Annotated in this window: 13 protein-coding genes, 1 pseudogene and 1 riboswitch; of the genes and pseudogenes, 8 read left to right on the forward strand and 6 right to left on the reverse strand. The window is 73.6% G+C overall.

Annotated features, from left to right (window positions below; genetic code table 11):
• The first annotated feature begins 45 nt into the window (after positions 1 to 45).
• From gcvH to BJP25_RS06955, 5 genes are all read left to right on the forward strand, one after another.
• Positions 46 to 426, forward strand: coding sequence for a glycine cleavage system protein GcvH (gene gcvH, locus BJP25_RS06935; RefSeq protein WP_075973907.1), 381 nt, complete (start codon positions 46 to 48; stop codon positions 424 to 426).
• A 233-nt stretch (positions 427 to 659) separates the two neighbouring features.
• Positions 660 to 1,115 carry a glycogen accumulation regulator GarA gene (gene garA, locus BJP25_RS06940; RefSeq protein WP_075973908.1) on the forward strand — a complete coding sequence of 152 codons (456 nt, stop codon included), beginning with the start codon at positions 660 to 662 and terminating at the stop codon, positions 1,113 to 1,115.
• Between the two features lie 6 nt (positions 1,116 to 1,121).
• On the forward strand, positions 1,122 to 1,790 hold the full coding sequence (gene ftsR / locus BJP25_RS06945; RefSeq protein ID WP_198943365.1) for a transcriptional regulator FtsR: 669 nt from the start codon (positions 1,122 to 1,124) through the stop codon (positions 1,788 to 1,790).
• A 155-nt stretch (positions 1,791 to 1,945) separates the two neighbouring features.
• A complete protein-coding gene (locus BJP25_RS06950; RefSeq protein ID WP_075973909.1) occupies positions 1,946 to 2,419 on the forward strand; it encodes a bifunctional nuclease family protein in 474 nt (157 codons plus the stop codon).
• Positions 2,420 to 2,624: 205 nt separating this feature from the next.
• Entirely contained in the window at positions 2,625 to 3,179 is a 555-nt protein-coding gene (locus BJP25_RS06955) for a MerR family transcriptional regulator (protein ID WP_075973910.1), read from the forward strand.
• 9 nt (positions 3,180 to 3,188) lie between these two features.
• On the opposite strand, the gene BJP25_RS06960 is transcribed toward BJP25_RS06955, so the two are convergent.
• On the reverse strand, positions 3,189 to 3,962 hold the full coding sequence (locus BJP25_RS06960; RefSeq protein WP_075973911.1) for a hypothetical protein: 774 nt from the start codon (positions 3,960 to 3,962) through the stop codon (positions 3,189 to 3,191).
• Between the two features lie 73 nt (positions 3,963 to 4,035).
• Positions 4,036 to 4,136: riboswitch (glycine riboswitch) on the forward strand.
• Between the two features lie 173 nt (positions 4,137 to 4,309).
• Between BJP25_RS06960 and gcvP the strand changes: the two genes are divergently transcribed.
• Positions 4,310 to 7,186 carry an aminomethyl-transferring glycine dehydrogenase gene (gene gcvP / locus BJP25_RS06965; protein WP_075973912.1) on the forward strand — a complete coding sequence of 959 codons (2,877 nt, stop codon included), beginning with the start codon at positions 4,310 to 4,312 and terminating at the stop codon, positions 7,184 to 7,186.
• 737 nt (positions 7,187 to 7,923) lie between these two features.
• Positions 7,924 to 8,712, forward strand: a complete 789-nt coding sequence (locus tag BJP25_RS06970; protein WP_233157936.1) for an SDR family oxidoreductase — start codon at positions 7,924 to 7,926, stop codon at positions 8,710 to 8,712.
• A 400-nt stretch (positions 8,713 to 9,112) separates the two neighbouring features.
• On the opposite strand, the gene BJP25_RS06975 is transcribed toward BJP25_RS06970, so the two are convergent.
• Entirely contained in the window at positions 9,113 to 9,307 is a 195-nt protein-coding gene (locus BJP25_RS06975; protein ID WP_075973913.1) for a hypothetical protein, read from the reverse strand.
• 240 nt (positions 9,308 to 9,547) lie between these two features.
• Here BJP25_RS06975 and BJP25_RS06980 point away from each other — a divergent pair, with 240 nt between their 5' ends.
• Positions 9,548 to 10,375 (forward strand): aldo/keto reductase, encoded by an 828-nt coding sequence (locus BJP25_RS06980; RefSeq protein ID WP_075973914.1) that lies wholly within the window; start codon positions 9,548 to 9,550, stop codon positions 10,373 to 10,375.
• A gap of 292 nt (positions 10,376 to 10,667) precedes the next feature.
• On the opposite strand, the pseudogene rnhA reads toward BJP25_RS06980, so the two are convergent.
• From rnhA to BJP25_RS07000, 4 genes and pseudogenes are all read right to left on the reverse strand, one after another.
• Positions 10,668 to 11,123: pseudogene (rnhA, locus tag BJP25_RS06985) on the reverse strand (ribonuclease HI); the annotation flags it as partial.
• Positions 11,124 to 11,179: 56 nt separating this feature from the next.
• Entirely contained in the window at positions 11,180 to 12,169 is a 990-nt protein-coding gene (locus BJP25_RS06990; protein ID WP_075973915.1) for an ABC transporter permease subunit, read from the reverse strand.
• On the reverse strand, positions 12,166 to 13,014 hold the full coding sequence (locus BJP25_RS06995; RefSeq protein WP_075973916.1) for an ABC transporter ATP-binding protein: 849 nt from the start codon (positions 13,012 to 13,014) through the stop codon (positions 12,166 to 12,168). Before BJP25_RS06995 ends, BJP25_RS06990 begins: the two co-directional genes overlap by 4 nt.
• A complete protein-coding gene (locus BJP25_RS07000; protein WP_075973917.1) occupies positions 13,011 to 13,406 on the reverse strand; it encodes a GntR family transcriptional regulator in 396 nt (131 codons plus the stop codon). Before BJP25_RS07000 ends, BJP25_RS06995 begins: the two co-directional genes overlap by 4 nt.
• Positions 13,407 to 13,429 lie beyond the last annotated feature (23 nt).

The following is a 13,429-nucleotide window of genomic DNA, read 5'->3' on the forward strand; positions in this document are numbered from 1 at the left end:
GTCGCCACCCTGCAGCCTGGCCACGCGTGAGAGGGCGGCCCAACGTTGATCCCCGAGGAACTGCGCTACACCGAAGAGCACGAGTGGGTCGCCACCCGCACCGAGACCCTGGTGCGCGTCGGCATCACCGAGTACGCCCAGCAGCAGCTCGGCGACGTCGTGCACGTCCAGCTGCCCGAGGTGGGCGAGCGGGTGGAACAGGGTTCGCCCATCGGTGAGGTCGAGTCGACCAAGTCCGTCTCCGAGCTGTTCGCCCCGCTCACCGGCGAGGTCACCGCCGTCAACGACGAGGCGGTCGACCAGCCGGAGCTGCTCAACTCCGACCCCTACGGCGAGGGCTGGCTCGTCGAGATCGAGGTCGACGACCCCGACACCCTCGACGGCCTCCTCGACGCGGAGGCCTACACCCCGCTCACCAGGGGCTGACCGCCCCCCGCGCGGCCCCGCGGCGCCCGGGACGCCCGGTCTCCCCGGGCCCGCGCGGGCCCGCGCGGAGAAACCCCGCGGCGCGCCGCGCACCCGCCGCGCGTCCCGCGCCACCCCGTGAGACGATCTTGCCCCCCGGGTCGCCACCGGCCCGGGGGGCAGGCGTCCGGGCCGCTCATCGCGCACGGTACGTTGGCACTGTTCAGCGAAGTGACCAGCAAGGGAGAGCTCAGGTGAGCACGAACGACGGGCCCGGCGTCCCGCCGGAGCAGTCTCCGGAGCGGACTTCGGTCTTCCGGGCCGACTTCCTCGCCGACCCCGAGGCCCAGGCCCACGCCCCGGCACCGGAGCCCGCCGTCGCGGGCGTCGACGCGCTGCCCGCTGGGTCCGCCCTGCTGGTGGTCAAGCGCGGCCCGAACGCGGGCTCGCGCTTCCTGCTCGACCGCGACACCACCAGCGCGGGTCGGCACCCCGACAGCGACATCTTCCTCGACGACGTGACCGTCTCCCGCAGGCACGCGGAGTTCCGCCGCGAGGGCGGGGAGTTCGTGGTGATCGACGTGGGCAGCCTCAACGGCACCTACGTCAACCGCGAGCCGGTCGACCAGGCCGTGCTGGCCGGGGGCGACGAGGTGCAGATCGGCAAGTTCCGCCTGGTGTTCCTCACCGGCCCCGGCGCGGGGGCCTAGCAGCAGGTGGCGGGTGCGGCCGGGGGGCCGGAGCGGGGCGGCGCGGGCATCGGCGCGGTGCTGGCCCGCCTGCGCCCCGACTTCCCGGACGTGACCACCTCCAAGCTCCGGTTCCTGGAGGCCGAGGGCCTGGTCACCCCGGACCGCACCCCGTCCGGCTACCGCCGCTACACCGAGCGCGACGTGGAGCGGCTGCGCTTCGTGCTCACCGCCCAGCGCGACCACTACCTCCCGCTGCGGGTGATCCGCGAGCGGCTCGACGGCGCCGCCCCGGCGCCCGCGCCGCCCGCCGCCCCCGAGCCCGCCGACCGGCTGGCCCGCGCCGACGTGCTCGCCCGCGCCGGGGTCGACGAGGCCCTGCTGGCGGAGCTGGAGCAGTACGGGCTGGTCGCCGCCGACGGCGGCGGCCGGTACCCCGGCGCGGCGGTGCCCATCGCGCGCACCGCCGCCGCCCTGGCCGAGCACGGCATCGAACCGCGCCACCTGCGGGCCTTCCGCGCCGCGGCCGACCGCGAGGTCGGGCTGGTGGAGCAGGTGGTGGCGCCGCTGCGCCGCAAGCGCGACCCGGCGGCCCGCCGCCGGGCCGAGCAGACCGCCAGGGACCTGGCGGAACTGGCCGTCGGCCTGCACGCCGAACTGGTGCGCGCCGGGCTGCGGCCGTTGACCGGCATGTGACAACCGCTCCCGCCGGACCCCGGATGTGACCAGATGGCAGCGCCCGTGGTCGCGCACAGGGGCCGGATGGCGGGTAGCGTCGGAACCGGCCATGGGCGATCCTCGTGGGAACAGGCGGGACGCCGATGCGCCGGCGAGCGGAGGGAGGCGACCCGATGAGCGAGATGCGCGTGGTGGGTGTCCGGGTGGAGCTGCCCCAGAACCAACCCATCCTGTTGCTGCGCGAGGCCGAGGGCGAGCGCTACCTGCCCATCTGGATCGGGTCGGTGGAGGCCACCGCCATCGCCCTGGAGCAGCAGGGCGTGCGGCCCGCCCGGCCGCTGACCCACGACCTGCTCAAGGACGTGATCGGCGCCCTGGGCCGGGAGCTGGAGCAGGTCCGGATCACCGACCTGAAGGAGGGCACCTTCTTCGCGGAGCTGGTCTTCGACGGCGACGTGCGGGTCTCGGCCCGCCCGAGCGACTCGGTGGCCCTGGCGCTGCGGGTGGGGGTGCCCATCCACGCCGAGGACTCCGTGCTCGCCGAGGCCGGGCTCATCATCCCGGACGAGCAGGAGGACGAGGTCGAGAAGTTCCGCGAGTTCCTCGACTCGGTCTCCCCGGAGGACTTCCGCGGCGCCGACACGTAGGCCGCGACGCGACCGGCGCGCGCCCCGCGCGTCGCGTTGACCTGCCCGCGCCCCCGACTTACCGTCAGGGGCGGAGCGGTGCCGCGCGGGCGCCCCCGGGCGTGAGCCCGGCGCCCGCGGTGGGCGCCGCCCGGCCGACGGTCCCCACGGCGGGACGGGCGGTCTCGTCCACCGGCCCCGGCGGGCCGGACGAGGGGAGGCAGGCGTGGTCGAGCAGGGTCCGGAGTACGCGGAGCAGGGAGAGCTGTTCCCGGACGCCTCGCTGCCGGACGAGCTCGTCGGCTACCGCGGCCCGGCCGCGTGCCAGATCGCGGGCATCACCTACCGCCAGCTCGACTACTGGGCCAGGACCAGCCTGGTCGTGCCCACCATCCGCAGCGCGGCGGGCTCGGGGTCGCAGCGGCTGTACTCGTTCAAGGACGTGCTCGTCCTCAAGGTCGTCAAGCGGCTGCTCGACACCGGCGTGTCCCTGCAGAACATCCGCGTCGCCGTCGACCACCTGCGCAAGCGCGGGGTCCGCGACCTCGCCAACGTCACCCTGTTCAGCGACGGCACCACCGTCTACGAGTGCACCTCCCCCGAGGAGGTCGTCGACCTGCTCCAAGGCGGCCAGGGCGTGTTCGGCATCGCGGTCTCCGGGGCCATCCGGGAGATCAGCGGCACCATCCACGAGTTCCCCGCCGAGCGCGCCGACGGCGCCGTCGAACAACCCGGCGAGGACGAGCTCACCCAGCGCCGCAAGGCCCGCAACGCGGGCTGACCAGCGGCATCACGCCAGCGTGTACGGGGTGGTCGAGGTCAGCTTCACGAACCCCAACCCACCCAGCGCCGACCGGCTCGCGGGCATCGCGTCCACGTGCAGGTACCGCACCCCGCGCGCCACCGCAGCCCGCGCCCGCGCCGACACCAGCGCCCGGTACACACCCCGCCGCCGCCACCCCGGCACCGTGCCCCCGCCCCACAACCCGGCGAACCGGGTGCCCGGGTAGTACTCCGTCCGCGCCGCCGCCACCGGCTCACCCCCGGCCACCGCCAGCAGCACGTCCAACCGCCGCGGCGACTCGCGCAGCGTCTCCGCGATCCGCTCGCCCAACCACCCGAACGGCGCACCGAACGCCACCTCGTGCACGTGCACCACCGCCGCCACCCCCGCCGCGTCCCGCACCGGCACGAACTCCACCCCCGCGGGCACCGGCACCCGCGGCACCGCGCCCGCCTCCGCCACCATCACCCACTCCACCGGCCCCGGCCGCAACCCCTCCGCCACCAGGTGCAGCGGCAGCGCCCGGAACCGGTCGTGGTGGTAGTGCTTCCACTCGCAGTCGCCCGGCAGCGCCCGGAACCGCGCCACCTCCTCGGCCACCACCGGGCCCGCGCTCACCTCGTCCACATCGGACCACACCACCCCCGACCAGCCGTTCGGCCGCTCGTCGACGTGCCGGGTCACGTGCGCCGTGCGCTGCACGACCGCGTGGTCGACCAGCGGCGGCAGCTCCCGGCGCAGGTCCCGGTCGAGGGCGGCGAGCGCGGCGAGTGTGTCCATCCCCGCATCCGACCACGTCGCGCCGCGCGGCGCACCGCAGGTGGCCGCCGACCGGTTAGACTGACCGGGTCGCAGACCCCGTGCGGGAGAGACCGGAGGGCCCACCAGCCACTCCGGCGCCGAAGGAGCAACCCCTCCCCGGAACCTCTCAGGCAAACGGACCGCACGGGTGAGGCGCCTCTGGAAAGCGGGCCGCTCGCCACCACCGGGCTGCCCCGCCGAAGGTGCAAGCCCGCACGCGCGGGCGAAGCTCTCAGGCGCCCGCGCAGCGGGCACGGACAGAGGGGGAGGGCCACGGGCGAAGACCGCCCGGCCAGGCCCGACCCCGAAACCCGGAGGTAGCCCGCATGACCAGCGACCGCATCCCGCTCGCCGCACTGGAGCACGGCACCCCCTTCGCCGACCGGCACGTCGGCCCGCGGCCCGCGGAGCTGGCCCGCATCCTCGACGTCGTCGGCGTCGGCTCCCTGGAGGAGCTGGCCCAGCGGGCCGTGCCGGAGTCGCTGCGCGAGCCCGACCTGGCCCTCGCCCTGCCCGCCCCGGCCACCGAGGCCGAGGCGCTGGCCGAGCTGCGCGCCCTCGCCGCCACCAACCGCACCCTGGTGCCGATGATCGGCCTGGGCTACCACGGCACCCAGACCCCCGCCGTGATCAGGCGCAACGTCCTGGAGAGCCCCGCCTGGTACACCGCCTACACCCCGTACCAGCCGGAGATCTCCCAGGGCCGCCTGGAGGCGCTGCTCAACTTCCAGACCGTCATCGGCGACCTGACCGGCCTGCCCACCGCCAACGCCTCCATGCTCGACGAGGGCACCGCCGCCGCCGAGGCCATGACCCTGCTGCGCCGCGGCGGCCGCGCCAAGTCGCCCCGCTTCGTCGTCGACGCCGACACCTACCCGCAGACCATCGCCGTCATCCAGACCCGCGCGGAGCCGCTGGGCATCGAGGTCGTCGTCGCGGACCTGGCCGACGGCCTGCCCGAGGGCGAGTTCTACGGCGTCCTGCTGTCCTACCCCGGGGCCTCCGGCGCCGTCCGCGACCACGAGGCCCTCATCGCCGCGGCCCACGAGCGCGGCGCCAAGGTCGCCGTCACCGCCGACCTGCTCGGCCTCACCCTGCTCCGCCCGCCCGGCGAGATCGGCGCCGACTGCGTCGTCGGCACCACCCAGCGCTTCGGCGTCCCGATGGGCTTCGGCGGCCCCCACGCAGGCTACATGGCCGTGGCCAAGGGCCTGGAGCGCCAGCTGCCCGGCCGCCTCGTCGGGGTGAGCACCGACGCCGACGGCGACATCGCCTACCGGCTGGCCCTGCAAACCCGCGAGCAGCACATCCGCCGCGAGAAGGCCACCTCCAACATCTGCACCGCCCAGGTGCTGCTGGCCGTCGTCGCCTCCATGTACGCGGTCTACCACGGCCCCGACGGCCTGCGCTCCATCGCGACCCGCACGCACCGCATGGCCGCCGTCCTGGCCGCCGGGCTGCGCGCCGGGGGCGTGGACCTGGCCCACGACGGCTTCTTCGACACCGTCACCGCCCGGGTGCCCGGCCGCGCCGCCGAGGTCGTCGCCGCCGCGCTGGCCGAGGGCGTCAACCTGCGCCTGACCGACGCCGACCACGTCGGCATCACCACCGACGAGACCACCACCCGCGCCCACCTGGAGCGCGTGTGGGCCGCCTTCGGCGTGTCCGCCGACGCCGACGCCCTCGACCTGGACACCCCGGACGCGCTGCCCGCCGGCCTGCTGCGCACCTCCGACTACCTCACCCACCCGGTGTTCTCCGCGCACCGCTCCGAGACCGCGCTGCTGCGCTACCTGCGCTCGCTGTCGGACAAGGACGTCGCGCTCGACCGCAGCATGATCCCGCTCGGCTCCTGCACGATGAAGCTCAACGCGACCGCGGAGATGGAGCCGATCACCTGGCCCGCGTTCGCCGACCTGCACCCGTTCGCCCCCGCCGACCAGGCCGCAGGCCTGCTGCGCGTGGTGTCGGACCTGGAGGGGTGGCTGGCCCAGCTCACCGGCTACGACGCGGTCAGCCTCCAGCCCAACGCGGGCAGCCAGGGCGAGTTCGCCGGCCTGCTGGCCATCCGCGCCTACCACCGCAGCCAGGGCAACGGCGAGCGCGACGTCTGCCTCATCCCGTCCAGCGCCCACGGCACCAACGCCGCCTCCGCGGTGATGGCGGGCATGCGCGTGGCCGTGGTCAAGTGCGACGACGCGGGCAACATCGACCTCGACCACCTGCGCGCCTCGATCGCCGAGCACGCCGACGACCTCGCCGCCATCATGATCACCTACCCGTCCACCCACGGGGTCTACGAGGACACCGTCCGCGAGGTCTGCGGCCTCGTGCACGACGCGGGCGGCCAGGTCTACGTCGACGGAGCCAACCTCAACGCCCTCATCGGCCTCGCCCGCTACGGCAAGTTCGGCTCGGACGTGTCCCACCTGAACCTGCACAAGACCTTCTGCATCCCCCACGGCGGCGGCGGCCCCGGCGTCGGCCCGATCGGCGTCCGCGCCCACCTGGCCCCGTTCCTGCCCAACCACCCCCTCCAGCCCACCGCGGGCCCGGAGACCGGCGTCGGCCCCATCAGCGCCGCCCCCTGGGGCTCGGCCTCCATCCTGCCGATCTCCTGGGCCTACGTCCGCATGATGGGCCTCGACGGCCTCCGCCGCGCCACCCTCACCGCCGTCGCCTCCGCCAACTACATCGCCCGCGTCCTCGACGAGCACTACCCCGTCCTCTACACCGGCGAGGGCGGCCACGTCGCCCACGAGTGCATCCTCGACCTGCGCCCCCTCACCAAGTCCACCGGCATCACCGTCGACGACGTCGCCAAGCGCCTCGCCGACTACGGCCTGCACGCCCCCACCATGTCCTTCCCCGTCGCGGGCACCCTCATGGTCGAACCCACCGAGAGCGAAGACCTCACCGAGATCGACCGCTTCTGCGACGCCATGATCGCCATCCGCCGCGAGATCGCCCAAGTGGCCGCAGGCGACTGGCCCGCCGACGACAACCCCCTGGTGAACGCCCCCCACACGGCCGCGTCCATCGCGGGCAAGTGGGACCACCCCTACTCCCGCGACCTGGCCGTCTTCCCCGAGGGCGTCACCCCCGCCACCAAGGTCTGGCCCCCCGTCCGCCGCATCGACGGCGCCAAGGGCGACCGCAACCTCGTCTGCTCCTGCCCGCCCATCGAGGCCTTCAGCAGCTGACGCTCGCTCGGCCCGGGCCCCGGTGACCTCCGCTTCGGCGGGGTCACCGGGGCTCCGTCGTTCGTTGTCGTGGTTCTTGTCCTTGGGCTGCTGTAGGTTTGCGCTGGCGTGCTGCTGGTGGTGCGCTCGCGGTCTGGTCGGGCTCAGGTTCACCCGACTGGGTTGTGGACAAGTGTTCTGGCGAGCCGATTTCTGTCGGTGGGCGTCGTTAAGCTAGAGCAGAAGGAAGACGCGCGGGGGCGGCGCACGGGCTCCACAACGCAGAGGCCAACCGGATCCATCCTCAGTAGATTGTGCAGCCCACCGGCCCCACTCCCCGGTGGTGTGGGGTGGCCCCGGTGGTGTGGGGTGGCTCGGTCGGCCCACCTGGCTGCGGTCCCCGGCACGCTGGGGCGCGGGCGCTTTGGGGCTTCGGCACGTTAGGACTCTGGCGGGTTTGGGGCTCTGGCAGGTTGGGACTGTGCCGCCTTGGGGCTCAGCCGCCTTGGGGCTCTGCGATGGTGGGCGTCGCTGCTTTCGGGCGTTGCTGGGTTGGGGCCAACGCTCGGTCGGAGCGATGCTGGCTTGGGACCGCCGTGACGGAGCCGGGTGCTCGGGGCATCTCCGCGCGCTGCATGGCCTTTGGTGATGTGGCGGGAGTTGGCCATCGAGTCCGCCTGCGGACGGGTACGCCTGCGGGGAGATGGGTGGGTGTCCGAGTGGGTGCTGGGTGGCGGCGCCGTGGTTAGGGTGGTCGGGTGACGAGCGCTGAGGGGTCCCTGGCCGGGCGGGTCGCTGTGGTGACGGGGGTGAGCAGGCGAGCGGGCATCGGGTTCGCGGTGGCGGCCGATCTGCTGGAGGCGGGGGCGTCGGTGCTGGTGCACTCGTGGGCGCCGCATGACGCGGAGCAGGCTTGGGGGGCTGACGAGGGTGGGGTGGAGGGGATCGTCGAGTTGCTGGGTGGTGAAGGGCCTCGGTTGCGGCACGTGTCGGCGGACTTCGCGGAGGCCGAGGCGCCGGGGCGGGTGATCGCTGCGGCGGTGGAGGCGTTCGGGGGTGTGGATGTGGTGGTGGCCAACCACGCGCGGAGTTCGGACTTCGGGTTGATGGAGGTCACCGCGGAGGAGTTGGACCTGACCTGGGCGGTGAACGCGCGGGCGAGCGTCCTGCTGGCCCAGGCGTTCGCGGCGGCTTATGACGAGGGGCGGGGTGGGGGGCGGATCGTGCTGTTCACCTCGGGTCAGCACTTGGGGCCTATGGTGCGGGAGGTGCCCTACGCGATCAGCAAGGGGGCGATCCACCAGATGACGTGGACGTTGTCGGATGCGTTGGTGGAGCGGGGGATCACGGTCAACGCGATCAACCCGGGGCCGGTGGACACGGGGTGGGCCAGTGCGGAGCTGACGGCGCGGGTGGGGGAGCGGTTGCCGCTGGGGCGGTGGGGGAGGCCGGACGACGTCGCTCGGTTGGTGCGGTGGTTGGCATCGGACGAGAGCCGGTGGGTGACGGGGCAGGTGATCAACTCGGAGGGCGGGTTCCGGCGGTGACGCGTGGACGTGCCTGGGGGTGGTGAGGTTGGGGGGGCTCGGGGCTGGGGGGCTGGGGTGGGCTGCGGGATGGCTTGGAATGAACAGAGGCGGCGCGGTTAGGCCTGAGATGGCCTGCCGGCATTGCAATGCGGTTGAGGGTGAATGCGGGGATTGGGAGGTTTGCGGACATGGGTGATCCCCCTGCGGCTCAGGGCCGCGGAGGAGCACATGACTGGTGAATAACGCTTTGGCCGCGCCGAACCGCTCGGCTTGGGGGTCGGCGGAGAGGACCCTGGGGGGGCTGGTAGCGGGAGCGGGCTGCGGGACAGCCGAGGGTCGGTTGAGAGCGTGAATGCGGGGGCGGGCACGGCGAATTCCCCCGCGGCGCACGGCCGCGGGGGAGCGCACGACTGGCGGATTACGCCTTGGCCACGCTGAACCGCTCGGCGTCGGGGTCGGTGGAGAGGACCTTGACGTGGAGTTCGGTGCCGACGGGGAGGGGTTCGCCGTGGAGGAGGCCGTGGTGGCCGGAGGGGTGCTCGATGAAGGAGCCGAAGGGGACTTCGGCCACGACCTTGCCGGTGAAGGTCTCGCCGGGGGTGGGGAATGCCATGGTGGGTGCCTCCTGGGGGTGTTCCGGGTGGGTGTCTACTTCGGAATCCCCTGGGTGGCGGGCCCCGGGTTACGCCGGGGCCGGGTCACCGTTCTGTGCGCGGCGCGTGGCCGACCCGGCAGTCATGGGGCCGAGGGTAGCGCGGGGTGGGCGGCGGGGGGAAGGCGCGGGGCGGGGGAGGTTTGAACGCGGCGGGTGCGTTGGTACCTCAGGGGGAGACGCACGACGACGGAGGATGCTGTGTCCACAGTCCCACAGGTGACGCTGAACGACGGCACGTCGATCCCGCAGGTCGGGTTCGGGGTGTGGCAGGTGCCCGCTGACGAGGTGACCGGTGCGGTGAGCGCGGCGCTGGAGGCCGGGTACCGGTCGATCGACACCGCGGCGGCGTACCGGAACGAGGAGGGGACCGGGCGGGCGATCGCGGAGTCGGGGATCGCGCGGGAGGAGCTGTACGTCACCACCAAGCTGTGGAACGACGACCAGGGGTACGACTCCACGCTGCGGGCGTTCGACGCGAGCATGGAGAAGCTGGGGCTGGAGTACCTGGACCTCTACCTGATCCACTGGGCCTCGCCGAAGCGGGACAAGTACGTGGAGACCTGGAAGGCCTTCGAGAAGTTGAAGGCGGACGGGCGGGTGCGGTCGATCGGGGTGTCGAACTTCCACCCCGCGCACCTGGAGCGGCTGTTCGGGGAGACCGAGGTGGTGCCGGTGGTCAACCAGATCGAGCTGCACCCCAACCTGCCGCAGCGGGAGCTGAAGGCGTTCAACGACAAGCACGGCATCGTCACCGAGGCGTGGAGCCCGCTGGCGTCGGGCGGCTTGCTCAAGGACGACACGCTCACCCGCATCGGGGAGAAGCACGGGAAGTCGTCCGCGCAGGTGATCCTGCGGTGGCACGTGCAGGCGGGCAACGTCGTGATCCCCAAGTCGGTGACGCCCGAGCGCATCCGGGCCAACATCGACCTGTTCGACTTCGAGTTGGACGCCGACGACCTGGCCGCCATCGACGGCCTGGACAACGGTGAGCGGACCGGTCCGGACCCCGACACCTTCGAGGGCTGACCGGCACCGCCCCACGAGCACCGGGCCCCGCCCTGAGACCCAGGGCGGGGTCCGAGCTGTCCGGGGGTCAGCGGTGGTAGTCGCACCTCCCCCCGCCGGTGGCGATGGTGCACGGCTCCCCGTTGCGCTTGCGCACCCCGCACTGCACCGCCGGGTCGTGCACGTGGCACAGCCCGGACGGCCGGGGTGGGACCGGGCACGGGGTGCCCTTCTTCGTCGTCGCCTGGCACGTGCCCTCGCCGCGCGGCTGGGGTTCCTTGCGGGGGCGCTGCACCGCCGCCTTCGCCTCGGTCACGGGTAGGCCCGCGGCGCGCAGGGAGTCCTGGAGGCCCTTGAGCGCCAACCGGTCCGCCCGCTCGTTCTCCGGGTGCCCGGCGTGCCCCTTGACCCAGTGCCACTCGACGTCGTGCTCCGAGACCAGGTCGTCGAGCCGCTTCCACAGGTCGACGTTCTTCACCGGGGTGTTGGTCGACGTGATCCACCCGCGCCTGCGCCACCCGGACACCCACTGCGTGATGCCGTTGCGCACGTAGGTGCTGTCGGTGTAGATCGCCACCGGCACCTTGCGCGTCAACGACTCCAGCGCCCGGATGGGGGCGGTCAGCTCCATCCGGTTGTTGGTCGTCTCGGTCGCCTCGCCCCCGCACAGCTCGCGTTCGTGCGCCCCGAACCGCAGGACGGCGCCCCAACCCCCCGGCCCGGGGTTGGGGACGCACGCCCCGTCGGTGTAGATCTCCACTCCAGTCACGGCGGGCACGCTACCCGGCCCGCGCGGACCCCGGGGAAATCCATCCACACCCCCGTTCAGGTGAGCCGCGTGCGCACCCACCACGCGCTGAACCAGGTCAGCGCACCAGCCGTGACCAGCAACAACAGGGTCTCGACGATCTGGAGCGGCCAGAAGTGCGACGTCGGTTGGTACTCCACGTGCTGCCGGTAGCCCTCGGCGTCCAGCCGCGCCATGCACTCCGCGACGGGCTTCTCCGGCCCCGACGACCCCGGTGCGTACCCGGTGAAGCACTCGGTCAGGAACGCGGGCGGTGCCACCACGTCGCCGTTCCGGTCGAGGGTGTCGTTGCCGACCACCCAGGCGTCCTGCGCGGGGATGGCGACCCGCAGTTCCGCGATGCCGCCCACGTCGCTGTCGCCCAGCACCGAGCGCAGCGACTCCGCGCTGAAGGCGACGTCCTGCTCCACGGGGGGCCACAGGTGCTCGCGGATGACCAGCGGCATCGCCAGCTGCACAGCGGCAACCAGCGCGAGCGTCACCGCCACAGCGGGCAGCGTCCGGCGCACCACGGCACCGACCGCCACGCCCAGTGCGAGCGCGAACACCGCGGTGCCGACGGGCACGAGCCCCCGCGCCCCGAACACGTCCGGGTTCACCAGCGACGAGCGGAAGTCGGCGGAGGCGTGGTCGCGCCGCGCCGCCCACCAGGTCACGAGCAGGGCCACCAGCCCGGACGAGGCCAGCACGACCGCGCCCGCGACGGCCGTCCGCGTCAGCAGCCACCGGGTCCGGCTGATCCCCTGCGTCCACGCCAGCCGGTGCGTCCCCGCCTCCAGCTCCCGGGTCACGACCGGCGCGCCGAGGAAGGCGCCCAGCAGGGCGGGCAGGCCGTAGGCGGCGCCGATGGCCCCGCCGTAGAGCAGTGTCGCGACGTCCTCGCGCTCCCCGAAGCTCGTGCCCCCGGGCGGCCTGCCCACCAGGAGCATCGCGATCGCGCCGAGCACGATCAGCACCGCGAGCAGCAGCGCGGGCAGGCGCACCTGCCGCCACGCGAGCCAGGTCATCGGACCACCTCCAGCTCGGTGCGGGCGGGGGCGGGCGGTGCCAGGTAGGCGAGCACCAGGTCCTCCAGGCCGATCTCGGTGACGTCCCAGTGCGGGTCCAGCACGGGGTCGTCGGTGCGCACCACCAGGGTCGACTGCCGCTCGGTGTGGCTGGCCGCGACGACCCGCTGACCCCCCGGCAGCGGGTCGTCGCGGCGCGCTCCGGTCACCCGGCGGTGCCCGGCGAGCAGGTCGTCCACGGCCCCGGCGAGCCGCACCCGCCCGTCGACCAGCACGACCAGGTGGTCGCAGACGCGCTCGAGGTCGCTGAGCAGGTGCGAGGAGACCAGCACCGTCATCTCCCGGTCGGCCACGGCGCCCATCAGGTCGGCCAGGAACTCCCGGCGCGCCAGCGGGTCCAGGGCCGCGGCGGGTTCGTCGAGGACGAGCAGGTCGGGGCGGCCTGCCAGGGCGAGGGTCAGCGCGAGCTGCGCGCGCTGACCGCCGGAGAGCCGCCCGGCCTTGCGCGTGAGCGGCAGCCCGACGCGCTCGACCCGCTCCCGGGCGTGCGCCGGGTCGAAGTCCGGGTTCAGCTCCGCGCCGAGCCGCAGGTGCTCGGCCACGGTGAGCCCCGGGTACACCGGAGCCCCCTGGGCCACGTAGGCGACGCGACCGGTGACCTCGATGGTGCCCTCGGTGGGTTCCAGGATGCCGGTGACCAGGTCGAGCAGCGTCGACTTGCCCGCGCCGTTGGGCCCGATCAGCCCGACGACGCCGCCCGCGGGGACGGTGAGGTCGACCCCGCGCAGGGCCTCGGCCCGGCGGAACCGCTTGTGCAGGCCGGTGGCCTCGATGGCGGTGCTCACGCTATGTCCTCCGCTGCCCGGCGGTCGCGAAACACGGCGCTGAACAGCGCCTCGACCCCCTCGTCGTCGAGCCCCGCGGTGCGCGCCCGGTCGAGCCACTTGCCCAGGTCCCTGCGCAGCGCGGTCATCGCCAGCGGCGGGATGGGTGCCGCGGTCGCGGTGACGAACGTGCCGACGCCCTGCCGCGCGGACACCAGGCCCGCGTGCTCCAGCTCGCGGTAGGCCTTGAGCACGGTGTTGGGGTTGATCGCGAGCTGCGCGACCACCTCCTTGACCTTGGGGAGCTGGTCGCCCGCGCGCAGCACCCCCAGCCGCACCGCGTGCCGCACCTGCTGGACGAGCTGCTGGTAGGGCGACAGACCGGATCTGCCGTCCAGGTGGAACTCGATCACCCCGACACCTCCATGTTTAACTA

The sequence above is a fragment of the Actinokineospora bangkokensis genome (genome assembly GCF_001940455.1).
Classification (GTDB): domain Bacteria; phylum Actinomycetota; class Actinomycetes; order Mycobacteriales; family Pseudonocardiaceae; genus Actinokineospora; species Actinokineospora bangkokensis.